Origin of the sequence: Synechococcus sp. PCC 7336, assembly GCF_000332275.1 — a bacterium.
Classification (GTDB): Bacteria; Cyanobacteriota; Cyanobacteriia; order Thermostichales; family PCC-7336; genus PCC-7336.
In genome coordinates this window covers 791,302-806,235 of the sequence record NZ_CM001776.1, presented here as the reverse complement: position 1 = coordinate 806,235, position 14,934 = coordinate 791,302, and the positions used below count along the sequence as shown (strand labels likewise).

The 14,934-nt window shown below is 51.8% G+C and carries 14 protein-coding genes; 9 read left to right on the top strand and 5 right to left on the bottom strand.

What is annotated here, in order from left to right:
* Positions 1 to 40 precede the first annotated feature (40 nt).
* On the bottom strand, positions 41 to 886 hold the full coding sequence (locus tag SYN7336_RS03945) for an undecaprenyl-diphosphate phosphatase (RefSeq protein WP_227498595.1): 846 nt from the start codon (positions 884 to 886) through the stop codon (positions 41 to 43).
* Between the two features lie 74 nt (positions 887 to 960).
* Positions 961 to 1,515, bottom strand: a complete 555-nt coding sequence (locus tag SYN7336_RS03940; RefSeq protein WP_071590736.1) for a DUF2808 domain-containing protein — start codon at positions 1,513 to 1,515, stop codon at positions 961 to 963.
* Between the two features lie 101 nt (positions 1,516 to 1,616).
* On the opposite strand from SYN7336_RS03940, the gene queG reads away from it, so the two are divergent.
* Positions 1,617 to 2,579, top strand: a complete 963-nt coding sequence (gene queG / locus SYN7336_RS03935; protein ID WP_017324621.1) for a tRNA epoxyqueuosine(34) reductase QueG — start codon at positions 1,617 to 1,619, stop codon at positions 2,577 to 2,579.
* Positions 2,580 to 2,612: 33 nt separating this feature from the next.
* Positions 2,613 to 2,849, top strand: a complete 237-nt coding sequence (locus SYN7336_RS03930; protein WP_017324620.1) for a hypothetical protein — start codon at positions 2,613 to 2,615, stop codon at positions 2,847 to 2,849.
* Positions 2,850 to 2,947: 98 nt separating this feature from the next.
* On the opposite strand, the gene SYN7336_RS03925 is transcribed toward SYN7336_RS03930, so the two are convergent.
* Entirely contained in the window at positions 2,948 to 3,262 is a 315-nt protein-coding gene (locus SYN7336_RS03925; protein WP_026100673.1) for a 2Fe-2S iron-sulfur cluster-binding protein, read from the bottom strand.
* Positions 3,263 to 4,154: 892 nt separating this feature from the next.
* Between SYN7336_RS03925 and SYN7336_RS24365 the strand changes: the two genes are divergently transcribed.
* Positions 4,155 to 4,640, top strand: coding sequence for an FHA domain-containing protein (locus SYN7336_RS24365; protein WP_017324618.1), 486 nt, complete (start codon positions 4,155 to 4,157; stop codon positions 4,638 to 4,640).
* A 359-nt stretch (positions 4,641 to 4,999) separates the two neighbouring features.
* A complete protein-coding gene (locus SYN7336_RS24360; RefSeq protein ID WP_017324617.1) occupies positions 5,000 to 5,446 on the top strand; it encodes a two-component system response regulator in 447 nt (148 codons plus the stop codon).
* 84 nt (positions 5,447 to 5,530) lie between these two features.
* Here SYN7336_RS24360 and SYN7336_RS03910 read toward each other — a convergent pair whose 3' ends face one another.
* Positions 5,531 to 6,340, bottom strand: coding sequence for a response regulator transcription factor (locus SYN7336_RS03910; RefSeq protein ID WP_026100672.1), 810 nt, complete (start codon positions 6,338 to 6,340; stop codon positions 5,531 to 5,533).
* 542 nt (positions 6,341 to 6,882) lie between these two features.
* Here SYN7336_RS03910 and SYN7336_RS24355 point away from each other — a divergent pair.
* Both SYN7336_RS24355 and SYN7336_RS03900 read left to right on the top strand, forming a co-directional pair.
* Positions 6,883 to 8,268 carry a hybrid sensor histidine kinase/response regulator gene (locus SYN7336_RS24355; protein WP_227498594.1) on the top strand — a complete coding sequence of 462 codons (1,386 nt, stop codon included), beginning with the start codon at positions 6,883 to 6,885 and terminating at the stop codon, positions 8,266 to 8,268.
* A 234-nt stretch (positions 8,269 to 8,502) separates the two neighbouring features.
* Positions 8,503 to 9,654: a hybrid sensor histidine kinase/response regulator gene (locus SYN7336_RS03900; RefSeq protein ID WP_017324614.1), complete on the top strand. Its 1,152-nt coding sequence runs from the start codon at positions 8,503 to 8,505 to the stop codon at positions 9,652 to 9,654.
* 24 nt (positions 9,655 to 9,678) lie between these two features.
* Here SYN7336_RS03900 and mgsA read toward each other — a convergent pair whose 3' ends face one another.
* On the bottom strand, positions 9,679 to 10,950 hold the full coding sequence (mgsA, locus tag SYN7336_RS03895; RefSeq protein ID WP_017324613.1) for a methylglyoxal synthase: 1,272 nt from the start codon (positions 10,948 to 10,950) through the stop codon (positions 9,679 to 9,681).
* A gap of 855 nt (positions 10,951 to 11,805) precedes the next feature.
* On the opposite strand from mgsA, the gene psb35 reads away from it, so the two are divergent.
* The 3 genes from psb35 (at position 11,806) to SYN7336_RS03885 (ending at position 14,900) form a co-directional block, all read left to right on the top strand.
* Complete coding sequence (gene psb35 / locus SYN7336_RS32830; protein WP_071590735.1) at positions 11,806 to 12,012, top strand: photosystem II assembly protein Psb35; 207 nt, start codon at positions 11,806 to 11,808, stop codon at positions 12,010 to 12,012.
* 57 nt (positions 12,013 to 12,069) lie between these two features.
* Entirely contained in the window at positions 12,070 to 12,501 is a 432-nt protein-coding gene (locus SYN7336_RS32140; RefSeq protein ID WP_017324612.1) for a chlorophyll a/b-binding protein, read from the top strand.
* A gap of 167 nt (positions 12,502 to 12,668) precedes the next feature.
* Positions 12,669 to 14,900 (top strand): amino acid permease, encoded by a 2,232-nt coding sequence (locus SYN7336_RS03885; RefSeq protein WP_038025720.1) that lies wholly within the window; start codon positions 12,669 to 12,671, stop codon positions 14,898 to 14,900.
* The last annotated feature ends 34 nt before the right edge of the window (positions 14,901 to 14,934 follow it).

The following is a 14,934-nucleotide window of genomic DNA, read 5'->3' as shown; positions in this document are numbered from 1 at the left end:
AGACCTCGCTTGGCCGGTAACTTCTGAGCTGGAAATCGACCTACTCGAACAAGCCCGCGAACGCGCCCAACAGCAGAAACGTTCCCATCGCAATTCGGTACGCCACAAACACGTCGGTATTCTTCTTCTGCAAATACTTCAGCAACCAATCAATCGACAGATACGAAAAGAGCAGTGCCGACAGAGTCCCCACCGCTTGAGCGGGCAAGCCCTGCGGCGAATAGTCCGAGACAAATTCCACCATACCTGCCAGGGCGAGGGCAGGAATGCCCAGCAAGAATGCATACCGAGCCGCCATTTCCCGCCGCATCCCCAAAAACAAGCCCGCCGTAATCGTCGAGCCCGATCGCGACACCCCCGGAATTAAGGCCATCGCCTGAGCAATTCCCACGCCAATCCCATCCGCAACGCGAATCTCGTGCAAACTGCGCAGTTGCTTGCCCTTGCGATCGCCCCACGCCATCAACATCCCCACCCCGATCAGTGCCAAGCCAATCACAGTCAGTTGGCGGGGGGGGGCGCCATAGGTCAATTTGACGGCCAATCCCAGCATCACAATCGGCAGCGTGCCGATCGCCACCCCCAAAAACGTGCGGAACTCCTCTGAATCAAACTGACGGGCTCGCACTGCTGCGACCGTTCCCGTTAAGACGCGGCGCAGGTCGCCCGCAAAATAAATCAGCACTGCGATTAAACTGCCCAACTGAATCACAGCCGAAAAGGAAGCACCAAAATCTGGCCAGCTCAGAAGGGCTGGCAGAATGCGCAGGTGGGCAGTACTGCTAATGGGTAGAAACTCAGTCAGTCCCTGCACCATCCCCATGAAGAATGCTTGCCACAGACTGGGTTGCTCCATACCTGCAGCCGCGATCGCCGTTACCAGCACTCACCCTCTCCCCACAATCGGCGGTCGATCTAGCTCGGCAGTCAAGGCATTCCAAACCCTCGGCACCCTCAGACTTATGCCCCCCGAGAGCTGCGGCGCTCGATACTGAGCACCCACACGCCCACATAGCGAAACAAGGGATTGGCCTCCGTGCCCAGCACGCGCGCTTGAATGCGATAAAACCCCGGCCGATCGGGATTGCGGGTGCGCGATAGGACCAATTTCATCCGTTGCCCTGCAGCAACGGGCTCTTCCAAAACCACTTCTAAAGACTTAAACTCTTCCGACCAGAACACCTCGTCGATATCTACCGGCTCTCCTTCAACTTCCAAGCGGACTTGTTCGGGATTGACAGTGCCATCAAAGCGGGCATCGAAGTTAGCTTGCACTTCAGCCACAGCCACATCCTGAGCGGGAATGTTGAGGCGATAGCGATCGAGGCGGCGGACTAAACCACCAAAGTCGAGGCTGTAGCGCAAAATTTCTTCGCGATTGGGGACTCCCTGAATCAAGAAACCAGAACCGGAACTTTGGGCTGCAACAGACTGGACCCAAGCGATTCCTCCCGAAACCAGCAGTAAGCTGGAAATCGCAATGGCTGCAGCAGACTTAGGTATGAAGTGTTGCATCTCGTTCACTCACTCGTTATGTCAGGTCAGGCAACTAAGCTTTAGACATTGTAATCTATCTCAGCAAAGCGTCCCTGCCGCTATTGCTTCAGGCAAGTTTTATGCACCCGTCCGCAGTTGCAACTGCCATCAAACAGGCCGCACTCAAAGTGGGGTTTGACAAGGTCGGGATCGCGCATGTGGATTCACCCCCAGATTTATCGGGGCTGAACCAGTGGCTGGCAGCCGGCCATCAGGCAGACATGGGCTGGATGGAAAACCCCAAACGCTGGCGTCCAACTGAGATTTTGCCAGGGGTGCGATCGCTGGTGTGTGTGGCCCTCAACTATTACACTCCCCACGCCCACAGCACTGACCCGCAAGCGGGCAAGCTATCTCGCTATGCCTGGGGGCGCGACTACCATCGAGTTTTGGGTAAACGACTCAAAGCTCTGTCGGCCTGGATGGAATGCGAATACGATTGCCGCACTCGGTTTTACGTCGATACCGGTCCCATCGCCGAAAAAGCCTGGGCTATGCAAGCGGGGCTGGGATGGATTGGTAAAAACAGCTTGCTGCTCACCCGAGAATTTGGCTCTTGGATATTTTTGGGGGAAATCTTAACCAGCCTCGATCTACCCCCCGATCGCCCCCACAGCTCCCATTGCGGCACCTGCAGCCGCTGTTTGGAGGCTTGCCCTACCGAGGCGATTGTCGCTGACGGTGTAGTGGACTCCAACCGCTGCATTGCCTACCACACCCTCGAAAGCCATGCCGCCGAACTGCCCGAGGCGATCGCCCAGCACTTGGACGGCTGGGTGGCAGGTTGCGATATCTGTCAGGATGTCTGTCCGTGGAACCAGCGCTTTGCCACCCCCACGGCGATCGCCGATTTCGAGCCCTACCCCCAAAATCTCGCTCCCCCCCTCTCGAAATTAGCCGCAAGTACTCCTGAAGACTTCAGCCGTCAATTCCCTGCCTCTGCCCTGCGCCGCCTCAAGCTGGAGCGCCTTCAACGCAATGCTCGCGCAGCCCTCCGCACGGCAGGGGATAAAAGTCATTCGAATTCAGTGGATTGGGAATAATAGTGGCTGACTTGCTTACTACAGGCGATCGAGATGCCCAGAAAACCTGACGAGTTTAACGTTCATATCCTGTTAGATGGCGGACACCGCGAAGAAATCCGGGTCAAGGGACCGAAGGAAGTCACGAAGTTGATGAACGACATCTTTATGGGCAGTCCGGGAGAAGACTTCATTCGGCTGCCCAAAGAGTTGGAGAATGAGTTTTTGATTGTTCGCCCCAGCCGCGTCTCGGGGGTTGCTGTCGAGGCACTCTTTAACTCCAGCATCTAGCTCCACTTGCTTGACGGTAAAACCGCAGCTAGCTGGACTAGCTGCGGTCGATCGCAATTTCTGCACGACGCGATCGCTTGCGCGAGCTGCAGAACCGGCTAAAACTCGGAAATGCGCGATTCCATGTGGGTTTCGATCGTGCAATCGGACTTGGGCCGACCGATGCACAGCAAGCGCAACCCTGCAGCCCGCTGGTCCTTATTAAAAAACATCTCTGGCTGACCGGCAGAGTCGTCCACATCTCCTTCAATCACGCGGCCCGTACAGGATGAGCAGGTGCCAGAGCGACAGCTAAAGGGCAACTCGATTTCTTCGAATTCGGCCACATCGAGAATGTACTCGTCTTCGTCAACCTCAATAGTTTCGTCGAGACCGAGATTTTCATTGATCAAGCGAACTTGATATTCAGCCATTTCCCTCAACTCCTCCTGGAGATTAATACTGGGGCAAATCCCGCTCGAAGTGCTATGCAGCCAGATTCCAGCAACCACTCCGCTGCCGTTGATTTGCGGGTGAAACGAGTTTAGAGCCTGTTGAGCGATCTCGATCGAAGCTTTTTGAGAAATTTAGAATGTGCCGCTGCGATTTGGGAAAAGCGCAAACGCCTTAAACCTCGTCCATGTTGAGACCTGGCGTTTTCAGACGTTGCACTCAGCCCCCTAAATCCTCCACTAGGGGTCGAATGCAGCGAGCGGCAGCGCTAGTAGGAAGAACTCAAAACTACGGGTTTCAAACTAGACTCGGTTTAACAGAAGCCAAGCATCTCGAGGTCGCAATTCCTACTCGTGTTGCCTGGGGCAATTGGTAACTCGTGGCAGTTCTCCCAGGCTACAGCGGCAAAAACCTTTCATGCCGGCAGGAAAACTCATGCCGGCATGAAAACAGGGGTTCATCATCCCTTCATAAAAGCCGTGAAATCTTCACGCAGTATTTACGCAGAAAAGCGACAGCTTCAGTATAGGATATATTAATTACCGTAAATGCACGAGCTCTCAAGACAAGAATTTTCCATAAAAATAGCTTTATCGTGTTTCATTCGCATAACCTCAGGCTTTTTCTCGCAAGCTGGGACATAAGCCCTCTGTCTCTTAGCGAAACCTTACTCTTAGCGAAACCTTACTCTTAGCGAAACCTTACTCTTAGCGAAACCTTACTCTTAGCGAAACCTTACTCTTAGCGAAACCTTACTCTTAGCGAAACCTTACTCTTAGCGAAACCTTACTCTTAGCGAAACCTTCGAAACCTTACTCTTAGCGAAACCTTATCTTAACGAAACTTTAGCAGGAGCCTGATGGTATGAGAGCTGTGGGTCGAAGTTTATCCCCTCAAGTATTTGTTTTACGCGATCGGGCAGGTAAACGGGCTCTGATCCTCCAAGATGAGGAATACACCATTGGCCGTTCGTCTAAATGCTCCATTCGGTTGTTCGACCCCTTTATCTCTCGCTGTCATGCTTACCTGCGCCGCATCGATCGCGGTAACGGGCAATTTCATTACCTCTTAGTCGACGGGAACACAGAGGGCCATCGCAGTGCAAATGGCATGTTTATCAACGACGCTCCTGCCCAAAGTCGACTCTTGCGGGTTGGCGATGTAATTAATTTCGGGCCTCAAGTGACTGCCCTCTTGTGGAAAGCTCACGACATTCCCACGGCGGAACTGGAGTTATTAGAAACGGCTTTCACCCGAGCGCAAATGGCTAGGAAACATTCAGAGACTCGTCTTCCGGTTGGTGTCGTAGCCAAACCTCCGACTGAACTAGTCGGGTCATCACATCAGACCCCTCAGTAATCAGCCCTATCAGTCATCAACCCTATCTGCATTTCGACCTAGGCTGTTTCAGCTCGGCGCTCGAGTAGCCTAGAGTTCTCGACCTGCAAGGTCGTCAGACATATCCTCAAATTCAATTCGATTCACCCTGTCAGTCATAGCAACTTATATTACCGCTATAGACTGATTTTAATAGCAATATCTACAGAGACTATTGCTCAATCGAGGGCTTGTGTTAGGTTTTGTTTGCAAAGCGCTCGAGCTTCCCCGATCGTTGACGACTGAGTACTCGACTGCAGCAGACAAGAGCCAAGTTGGGTATAGCGCAGATTTGCCCTAAACTCGACTGTTGCCTCTCCGAAATACTTACGGAGGGCAGTATGAATGAAAACTGTATTTTCTGCTTTGCTGGCTACAAGCATCCAGCGAAACCGCTGGTTTTGGCCGTCGATCCCGATCCCGACAACCTGCGCTTGTTGGACCTCGTTCTGAGATACCTAAATCTCTCAGCGGCAACGGCACTCGATGCGTCTCGAACCAGTCAACTCCTCGATGCATTACAGCCGCAGCTACTGATGCTCACTCTGCCCTCTACAATCGGCCAGGGTGCCCGCTTAGTGGCGGCTTTAAAAGATGACCCTAAGACTCGGCAAACCCCAATTTTGGCGGTTACCACATCTATCAATCCAGATGAACAGGCACACCTGTTAGCTTCGGGTTGTTGCGGCCTCATCTGCAAGCCGTTCATGCTGGATGAACTTGCAGCCCTACTCAATCGGCATCTGAAGCATAAGGCTGTTCGAGACGTTGAATTGCAGGCTCCATAGAGATTCCAAGCCCTTATCGCGGACCTCTTCTCGCAACGCCAATTGAGCCAAAGATGAATATTGGGTTGTTTTGCTAGTTCTGCGTTACTGAACCAGGCCCGAACGTAGTGCGCGAACTGCAGCTTGAGTGCGATCGTTAGCACAGAGTTTGTTCATAATGCTGCGGACGTGGGTTTTAACGGTTCCGACAGTAATGAACAGCTTGTCAGCGATCGCCGCGTTGCTACAACCAGCCACAATGTGCTCCAAGACTTCTAACTCGCGCTCGGTGAGGGGACTACTTTCGATCGCTTGCATATACTCGGGCTCAATTGCCGCAATGGTGGCCACATCTCCTTCGCTGTTACCGGAAATGCTATCGTCTGCCGTCTCATCGGCTAGTGTAGGCTCCGAGCTGGTTTGACTGTCTGTGGCGGATAAACTGATCGGTGAAACAGCGGTTGCACGGCGTGGCTGATTCTTGACCTGCCGCAAGACTACGCGGGCGATCGCGGGGTCGATCCAAGCGCGATCGTCGGCAGTGGCCCTCACAGCTTCTAACAATTTGTCGATGCCCACATCTTTGATGCTGTACGAATCAGCACCTGCGGCAAAAGCGGCAAGAACGGCTTCCTCATCGTCGTGCATCGTCAGAATTAGAACCTTGGTTTGCGACGCGCCAGTCTGCTGTTGCAATTGCCGTAGTTGCTGAGTCAGCTCTATACCGTCCATATCGGGCAAGCCAATATCGATAACAGCTACATCGGGCTGGTGCATTTCGATCAACCGCAAGCCTTCTTCTGCCGTCCCTGTTTCCCCAACAACATCGAGCTCGTCCGCCTCCTGCAAAGCCGCTCTGAGCCCAATGCGCGTCAGAGCGTGATCTTCTATCAGTACAATCTTAGTTCTGTCCATTGCGAACACCAGATCCTTGCAAAGCCGCTCTGAGCCCAATGCGCGTCAGGGCACGATCTTCGATCGGTACAACCTTAGCTCTATCCATATGCGAACACCTGCAGCAAAATCAATACTTAGGTTGCACAGCCTATAGCCTCGGTATTGTGCATACAAATTTAAACTCACTGCACCTGCTTGAAGCAATACCAGCACTATCTGTCTTAGGTAAGAAGCCGCAGAGAGATTGGGTTGCACCACTTGACATTCATCGTGGCACAGAGATTCGCAGTTTGCCTAAACCCCAGATGGCAATCGGTCGAGCCGCGATCGAGGTCACCTGCACGGAGAATCCATGATGGAATGCCCATACCTTGTAAAAAGTCTACCTTCAGTAGCGCTTGAATGTATGTAGCAAAGCGCGGCAATAGAGTAGCACTGCAATGGTAGGCCAATGCTACCAAAGAGTCGTAGCACAATACTTTTTAGAGAAGGTATCGTACAATACCTCTTTCGCTAGATGCGATCGTCAAGTTGAGCTAGTAATCTAATGGTTGGGGACTGTGGGGAAGTCTTCTCGATTTCTCGATTTTTTGGTGGTAATCGAGCGAGTTGTTGATGGTTCTGCTCCCGACTTTTTTGGCGAAGTGGTGGTTGAGCTATATCAATACTGGACACAATGCGAGATGTCACGAGCCACTGCCAAAGATAAAGAAGAAATAGGTTGTATGGTCGAACCTTTAAAACTACTCATCGTCGATGATGACCGGGCGGATCGAATGGCGATTCGTGAAGCTGTTATGCGCAGTAATCTAGTGGCTCGCTGCGACGAGGTTTGCAGTGGCGCTGAAGCTCTAGCCGCGCTTCGAGGAGAGGACTACAATTGCGTTTTCCTCAACTTTTGGCTCCCCGACACTGATAGCCTGTCGCTAATCAAAGAAATTCGCCAAGCGGACGTGAAAGTTCCATCGATCGTGCTGACAGGTCGGGGGGACGAGCAAACTGCTGTGAACCTGATGAAAGCAGGAGCTTCAGACTACCTATCGAAGTCAAATGTTTCTTCAGATAATCTCGCCCCATTGGTTCGCAATGCCATTCGCTTGTACGAGGCCGAGTGCGAAACTGCATTGGCCTATCAAAAGCTGCATGAAAGTAACGAGTTGCTTAAGAAGCAGAACCGGGAGCTGGAAGAACAGCGTCAACAGATTCACCTGAAAAACCTCCAACTTATAGAAGTATCTCGCCTAAAGTCAGAGTTTTTGTCGACAATTTCTCACGAACTCAGAACTCCTCTCAATGCAATTATTGGATTTTCTCAGCTGCTATCCCGTCAGTATCCAGACCCACTCACTAGCGATCAATTGGACATGATAGAGCGGATTCTCAGCAACGGAAAAAATTTGCTGGCAATATTTAGCGAAGTACTTGATTTCTCCAGACTTGAGGCAAACCGTCTAGAGCTTATTTGCGAGCCTTTCGATCTTGAATGCCTTGTGACTACCATCACCTACGAACTAAAACCTCTGACCAAAAAAGGCGATTTGAAGCTTATAGTCAAAGCAAACTTAGCAGAACCTATCATTAAGGGCGACAAGCAGAAGATCCGTCAAATAGCGATCAACTTACTATCTAATGCAGTTAAATTTACTGAAAAGGGCACTATATATATCGAATTAAACTCAATCGGGACAGATTGGGTCGAAATTGCTGTGTGCGATTCTGGAATTGGCATTCCTGAAGAGCAACTCGATCGCATCTTTGAGGCATTTGTACAAGTGGATCAGACAACAAAACGCCGATTTAATGGCACGGGGCTGGGATTGGCGATCGTTCACTCCCTTGTCAAATTGATGAACGGTTCCATCTCAGTTGAGAGTCAACTGGGTCGAGGCAGCGAGTTTAGAGTGCGCATTCCCAGGAATGCTTTGCGTACCGCCTCAGCAACTTAGCCTTTGCGATGTTATCCCAGAGAAACGAAAAACTTGTACGATCTACGTCGATCGACCTATCGGTATAAAAGTAGTGTACTGAGAGAACCCCTAGTAGACCTGTTAATTTTCAACATATATCATGCAAATATATGTCAACTCTATCTGGTCTAGTTTTATAGAAGGAAATATTCCGTTCTACTAAACTGTAAGGCTGTTAATGTTCTAAATTTGACTCGTTTGGCAAGAAGATTGATGAGTGATAAATTGCTGCATAAAATTAGCGAAGCCAGAATTCTGGCAGTTGACGACTCATCAGATAATCTATTTTTGCTAGAGAAAATATTGGGGCCGGAAGGATATGACGTACAGACCTTGAGCGATCCTCGGCAGGTGTTAGCAGAGATTGAGCGAGAGCCCCCCCACCTGCTATTGCTCGATGTCATGATGCCCGCGATGGATGGTTATGAAGTGACCAGGCAATTGCGGCAGGAAACAGATCTACCTTTCATTCCAATTCTGTTAATCACCGCCCACGATCGAGCAAGCGCCGTCAAAGGATTGGATGCAGGTGCCGATGACTTTATCCGCAAGCCAGTTGAGATGGATGAGTTATTGGCTAGAGTGCGATCGCTTTTGAGACTCAAGCAAAGTATCGATCGGCAGCAGTTGATGATCGGGCAGCGCGAAGATTTTGTTTTCCGCTTGACCCACGACTTACGCACGCCGCTGGTGGCTCTAGACCGCATGATGCAGCTCTTCGAGCGTAGCGGTCTGGATCTGTTGCCTCCCGACCGTCGCGAAATGCTCGGCCTGATGCGCGAGAGCAATCAAAATCTGCTGCACATGGTGAACAATATCCTCGAAGTGTATCGGCTTGATGCCGGTCAAGAGCAATTTGCCTTTAGTCAGTTAGACTTTCTCGCGTCGATCGAAAGCGTTCAGCAAGAATTGCTTCCGCTGGCGGAAGCAAAACACTTGGAGTTATCAATTCAGTGCGATCGCAGCAGTAGCGAGCGATTTGACGAAACGATCGCTTCAGTTTGGGGCGATCGGCTAGCCCTGCGCAGAGTATTTACCAACCTCGTTGGCAATGCCATCAAATTCACTGAAAAAGGCTCGGTCACGATCGAAATTTGCATCATTGCTGCTCCTGGAAGGACGAACAACGGCCACTCCCCCTCTCCGTGGTTGCAAGTCAGCGTGCGAGATACGGGGCCGGGAATCCCCCTTGCAGAGCAAAAGCACCTGTTTGAACGATTCCGCAGGGGCAAGCATTGGCGATCGGGGAGTGGCCTCGGTTTGCACCTGTCCTCTCGCATCATTGAGGCGCACCACGGCCAACTTGAAGTTGAATCAGAACCCGGAGAAGGAAGCTGCTTCAGAGTTCGGATTCCAACTCATTAGAGCCCAAAGAAGGGTTCCAACTGCTTATTGCTCGCCCACAACTACCGTTAAACTCTGGGGGATGCACTCAATTTCAATGGGAGTCATTTCCACAACCTCCCCATCCACAACCACTTTTTGAGGAGGGTCAGTGCGAAGCACGACCTGTTTCGCTTGTAAATGAATCGCTTTATCGGACTGTAGGTTAGAGCCAATCGTGGCCGCCCCAAACATCTCCAGCAACGTCCGTACAGCGTCCAATTTCCCTTCTGCTGTCACGATGGTGATATCCAACAAACCGTCATCAGACGTCACTCTACCGCTCCCCTGGGCTAGCACCGAAGTGGGTGGGGCAGCATTGGCGATCGTGATCGCCCCTGCCTCAAATTGCCGCAGATTTCCGTCAACCTCCAACTCCATCTCAAAAAGCTGATGCTCCTTCAATTGCTGCCACCCAGCAAACAGATAGGCTAAGACTCCCCAGCGATTTTTCACCTCGCGATCGGCCCGTTCCACCGCCTCCGCCTCAAACCCCACTCCTGCCAATAAAATCATGGGGCGACCGTTGATGGTGGCTGTGTCCATGACTCGCGTGTGTCCTTTGAGAATCGTCTCGCAGGCATTGTTGATGGGATTAATTGCGGTGGCGAGACCCAACGAAGCCGCAAACGCATTTGCTGTGCCGCGCGGTATGACCCCCAAGGGAATTTGGGTTCCCACTAGCGCACCCGCCACCTCGGAAATTGTGCCATCTCCACCCGAGGCAATGACTAGATCTGGCTCGTCAGCGATCGCCTCTTTGGCGAGGTCTGCGGCTCCCACTTCGGGGGTGGTGGTGTGAATCTGGAGCTTCATGTAAGGGGTCAGCCGATCGCGAATCAGCTCTAGGGCCTGTTGTTCGTCCCTTTGGCCAGATACAGGATTAAAAATCAGATGGGCAATACGGGCTTGGGCTAGAGAAGTGGCGATCGCTTCTGCAGTCGCTAAGTTAGTGGCCAGAGGAATGTTGCGAATATTGCAAATCCGCAGGAAAGCCCGAATGTCAGGTTCGTAAGGTTTGGCATAAAGGGGATCGAGCAGGAATATGACGGCGGTAACTTCACCCGAAGCGATGCGGGCTCCGATTTCCTGGTCTCCACCACGAGGTCCCGACAGCATAATTTCAATCGCCAGTTGAGTACTCTCTCGGATGCGTTGGCCTGTGGTGCCAGTGGCAATCAAGTGGTAGCGAGCAAACACGGGAGCATGTCGCTGTACCAATGCGACCATGTCGTCTTTTTTGCTGTCGTGGGCAATCAGAGCAATAGTAGCGGCCATAGGCTGCGATCGAAGAATGTTGAAGTCAGGAATAATTTCAGATTAGTCAGCAGTATAGCGGAGGGAACTACAGACAGGATAGGAACAGAGTGTTGAGAGCAGGTAAAAAATGACTTGATTATCATTGATGAAAGCATTGACTTCATAGCTTACACCCACCTAAAGATAGAATTTAGTTAGGCCGCAATCTCGCGATAGGTAGAAAAACATCAACTAAGCTGCGACTCGACCCTACTTGCCGCGCCGAATGCGACCCTAAAAAGCCGAAACTCTTTCACAGCATGGCTTACATGCTGTCTCGTCTGTAGGGAAAGAAGGCGTTTTGCAATCTAACTACAAGCAAGTCTGCGTGTAATCACGGACTTAAAAATCGCAGGCCAATTTCGGGAAAGTCCTAATTGCTTCTTATTGGATAATCAATTTATCTGTCTTTCGATTTATCTGTCTTTCGATACACGCTGGAAGCAATGCTGCCATGTTAAATTGCAGTTGTAGTCAAAAAAACGAAATTGGAACGAAGTGAAATATTCATTATTAAGTAAGTTACAGCATCGACAACTTCAGATATGGACATGTAAGACTCTGTAGCTCGAGCTTTGATCCGATCGGATACCGACGATTGTGCTTCATCCAAGTATATCAAGTATGTAAGATATCAAGTATGTAAGACTCAAGTATGCAAGCAATCCATAAAGCTATTTGCGTCGCCTCATCCCCAGACAAGTTCTCGGTTTCTACTTTTGCAGAGAGCGATCGGGAGTGAACATTTACTTCTGTGAGCGGAATATCTAAAGGTATCTGTTAAATTGACTTGTCTCTTTCACGACAGCACTGTAAATTAGGAGGATTTCCTTTATGCTTCCACAGCAAACACTTTTCCACATATTTTCTACTACTAGCAGCCTTTCAGAGTCACACTTTCCTTATGCAGCAGTCGCAGCACTGGTTGTAGGGTTTCTAGGGGCTGTGTCTATAGGCTCTATCGCCTGGTACAATTCCCGTCGACCAGTGGGTTGGCAAGACAAGGAAAAGCCTGATTTTGTACCTGATGTGAAGCAATAAGGCTCCCAAATGTAAATCTCATATCACTATTTCACGTCAATTCAGTTGGAGGTCTTTATGGCTACTAATGCAACAAACGAGCGCAATGACACGACGGTAGATGGGTTTGACCGGGGGATCGTCCCGGCGGAAACCGCTGCCCGCAAGGAGCGCGAGGGCGATGCCTACAAGTCGCTTCCCGACAATCCCGAATCTAGCGATACTTCATCGGGTTATACCGTCGATAGCGAGGGCTTGCTGAACAATTATGCGACCGAGCCAGAAATGTATGTTGAGGGAGGATCGAGCAGCTCGGATCCTAACTTAGAGGAAGCACAGCAGGCAAAGCAGCAGCGAGACGCTGCGCGAGGTCTAGCGAAACCTAGATTTGGATTTACGGAATACGCGGAGAATCTCAATGGCCGCCTCGCGATGTTTGGATTCACGCTCTGTGTAGTCACTGAGTTACTAACTGGTCAGGGCATGTTGTCTCAGCTCGGCATCCTGTAATTGTCATTGCCCGATCGATCCATTGATATCCAAGGCCCCACCTCAACAGCAGGAATGGGGCCTTTTAATCGTGTGGTGGAAAACAATCTCGAGCTGACATACGATCCGAAGACGACACCTGGACTGCCAGCAAGGCCCCATTCCTTCAAATTAGGCTAGATAGAACGATGAAACGTCTTTTTACTGGGGCATCTCCCACGGTAGTAGTCCCCACGCCCAATACAGCTTCTGACGCCGCCAAACTCGGTACGTTTGGCGGCGTATTCACGCCTTCAATCTTGACGATTTTGGGCGTGATCATGTACCTGCGTTTTGGCTGGGTGGTGGGCAATGTTGGCTTAGTGGGGGCGCTAATTATTGTCACTCTCGCTACTAGCATCACGTTTTTAACGGTACTGTCCATCAGCGCAATTGCCACGGATCGCGTCGTTAGGGCGGGAGGGGCTTATTACATGATCAGCCGCTCGCTGGGGATCGAAACGGGCGGCGCGGTGGGTATTCCCCTCTACTTTGCCCAAGCGATTTCGGTGGCGCTATACGCGATTGGTTTTGCCGAAAGCGTTGTTCGCACCTTCAGTTTTCTCGACCAACAACTCGTGGCAGTCGTGACGGCGATCGCGGTGACGGCCCTGGCCATCGTATCGGCGCGAACGGCCATTCGGACCCAGTATTTCATCATGGCGGCGATCGCGTTCTCGCTGTTGTCGCTGCTCTTTGGCAAGCCGCTGGAAACCACCGATATCGAAATATTTGGCGCTACCGAGCAGCTCAGCGAGCCGTTTTGGTCCGTGTTTGCCGTGTTTTTCCCCGCAGTAACAGGCATTATGTCTGGCGTCAATATGTCGGGGGATTTGAAGGAGCCCACCAAGGCCATTCCCATCGGCACGCTAGCGGCTGTGGGGGTAGGATACCTCATTTACATGGGGCTGCCCGTGTTGCTAGCGAGTCGGGCCGATGCCAGCACATTGATTGCCGATCCCCTCATTATGAAAAGACTGTCGCTGTGGGGCCCAGCTATCTTACTTGGGGTATGGGGCGCGACACTATCGAGCGCGCTAGGCAGTATTTTAGGGGCACCGCGCGTGTTGCAGGCCCTCTCCCGCGATCGCGTATTACCTCGCTGGATGCGGGTTCTAGGGACCGGCACCGGCAGCAACGACGAGCCGCGCATCGGCACGATCGTGACCTTGGGAATTGTGCTGGCGGCAGTGGTACTGGGGGACTTGGATGCGATCGCTCCTGTTTTATCCATGTTTTTCTTGACCACGTATTTAGTGCTCAATCTGGCAGCGGGGATCGAAGGATTTTTGGATAGTCCGTCGTTTCGACCCACGTTTCAGGTGCATTGGTCTCTGTCGCTGCTGGGGGCAATTGGCTGTCTGGCGGTGATGTTTTTAATTAATTCGGTGGCCACGATTGCGGCAGCGGCGATCGTGGCCGCGATCTTCTTTTGGTTGCAGCGACGAGAACTGCGGACGGCCTGGGGAGACTCGCGCCGAGGCATGTGGATGGCGATGCTGCGGCAAGGCATTTATCAGTTGCGCCAACAAGAAGATACAAAGAACTGGCAGCCCCATCTGCTGGTGCTGTCGGGAGCACCCACCAAACGCTGGCCTCTAATCGAATTCGCCAACGCTCTCATTCACGATCGCGGTATTGTCACCATTGCCACCGTCTTACCCAGTGGTTCTCGCGATGGCGCGCAGCAAGAGTCTATGGAAGACACCATTCGCGATTACATCGAGAATCGCGGCGTTCGAGCCCTCGTGCGAGTCGTGACGGCCCCCGATCCCTTTGACGGTATGCGCCAACTGGTGGAAACCTATGGCATCGGCCCCCTCGTACCGAACACGATTGTGTTGGGCAGCAGCACCGATTCCGAGCATCTCGAAGCCTATACCAATGCGATCGTGCAACTGCACCGAGCGAAGCGGAATGCGGTCATTTTGCGGGAAAATGTCCAGCGCGGCTTTGGCGATCGCCGTCGCATCGATGTGTGGTGGAGCGGCGCGGAAGGGAACGGAGGCTTGATGCTGCTGCTGGCCGATCTGCTCGCGGCCGATATCGACTGGCGTCAAGCCAAACTGCATCTCAAACTGATGGTGCAAGATAATGCAGCAGTGGCTGCAGCCCGAGCAAACATCGAGCGTCTGTTGCGTCGACTCCGGATCGACGCCCAGTCTCAGATTATCGAATCAGTCAGTCGTCCTTTTCACGTCGTCTTAAAAGAAACCTCGCAGCATGCCGATCTCATCTTTTTGGGAATGAATGCGCCTAAAGATAATGACTACGCTCAGTACTATGACGAGTTGCAGCAGCGCACAGCGGGGCTGCCCAGTACGGTTTTTGTCCTCGCGGCCTCGGGCTTTACCTTTACCGATGTACTCAGACAGAGTTAGCGACGACCGTCTGACCGCTACTATTCAAGAAACC

Bases quoted from the DNA above. Each gene is read 5' to 3' on its own strand.
- SYN7336_RS03940 (WP_071590736.1), bottom strand. From the start codon at position 1,515: ATGCAACACTTCATACCTAAGTCTGCTGCAGCCATTGCGATTTCCAGC.
- queG (WP_017324621.1), top strand. From the start codon at position 1,617: ATGCACCCGTCCGCAGTTGCAACTGCCATCAAACAGGCCGCACTCAAA.
- SYN7336_RS03930 (WP_017324620.1), top strand. From the start codon at position 2,613: ATGCCCAGAAAACCTGACGAGTTTAACGTTCATATCCTGTTAGATGGC.
- SYN7336_RS03925 (WP_026100673.1), bottom strand. From the start codon at position 3,262: ATGGCTGAATATCAAGTTCGCTTGATCAATGAAAATCTCGGTCTCGAC.
- SYN7336_RS24360 (WP_017324617.1), top strand. From the start codon at position 5,000: ATGAATGAAAACTGTATTTTCTGCTTTGCTGGCTACAAGCATCCAGCG.
- SYN7336_RS03910 (WP_026100672.1), bottom strand. From the start codon at position 6,340: ATGGACAGAACTAAGATTGTACTGATAGAAGATCACGCTCTGACGCGC.
- SYN7336_RS03900 (WP_017324614.1), top strand. From the start codon at position 8,503: ATGAGTGATAAATTGCTGCATAAAATTAGCGAAGCCAGAATTCTGGCA.
- mgsA (WP_017324613.1), bottom strand. From the start codon at position 10,950: ATGGCCGCTACTATTGCTCTGATTGCCCACGACAGCAAAAAAGACGAC.
- psb35 (WP_071590735.1), top strand. From the start codon at position 11,806: ATGCTTCCACAGCAAACACTTTTCCACATATTTTCTACTACTAGCAGC.
- SYN7336_RS32140 (WP_017324612.1), top strand. From the start codon at position 12,070: ATGGCTACTAATGCAACAAACGAGCGCAATGACACGACGGTAGATGGG.
- SYN7336_RS03885 (WP_038025720.1), top strand. From the start codon at position 12,669: ATGAAACGTCTTTTTACTGGGGCATCTCCCACGGTAGTAGTCCCCACG.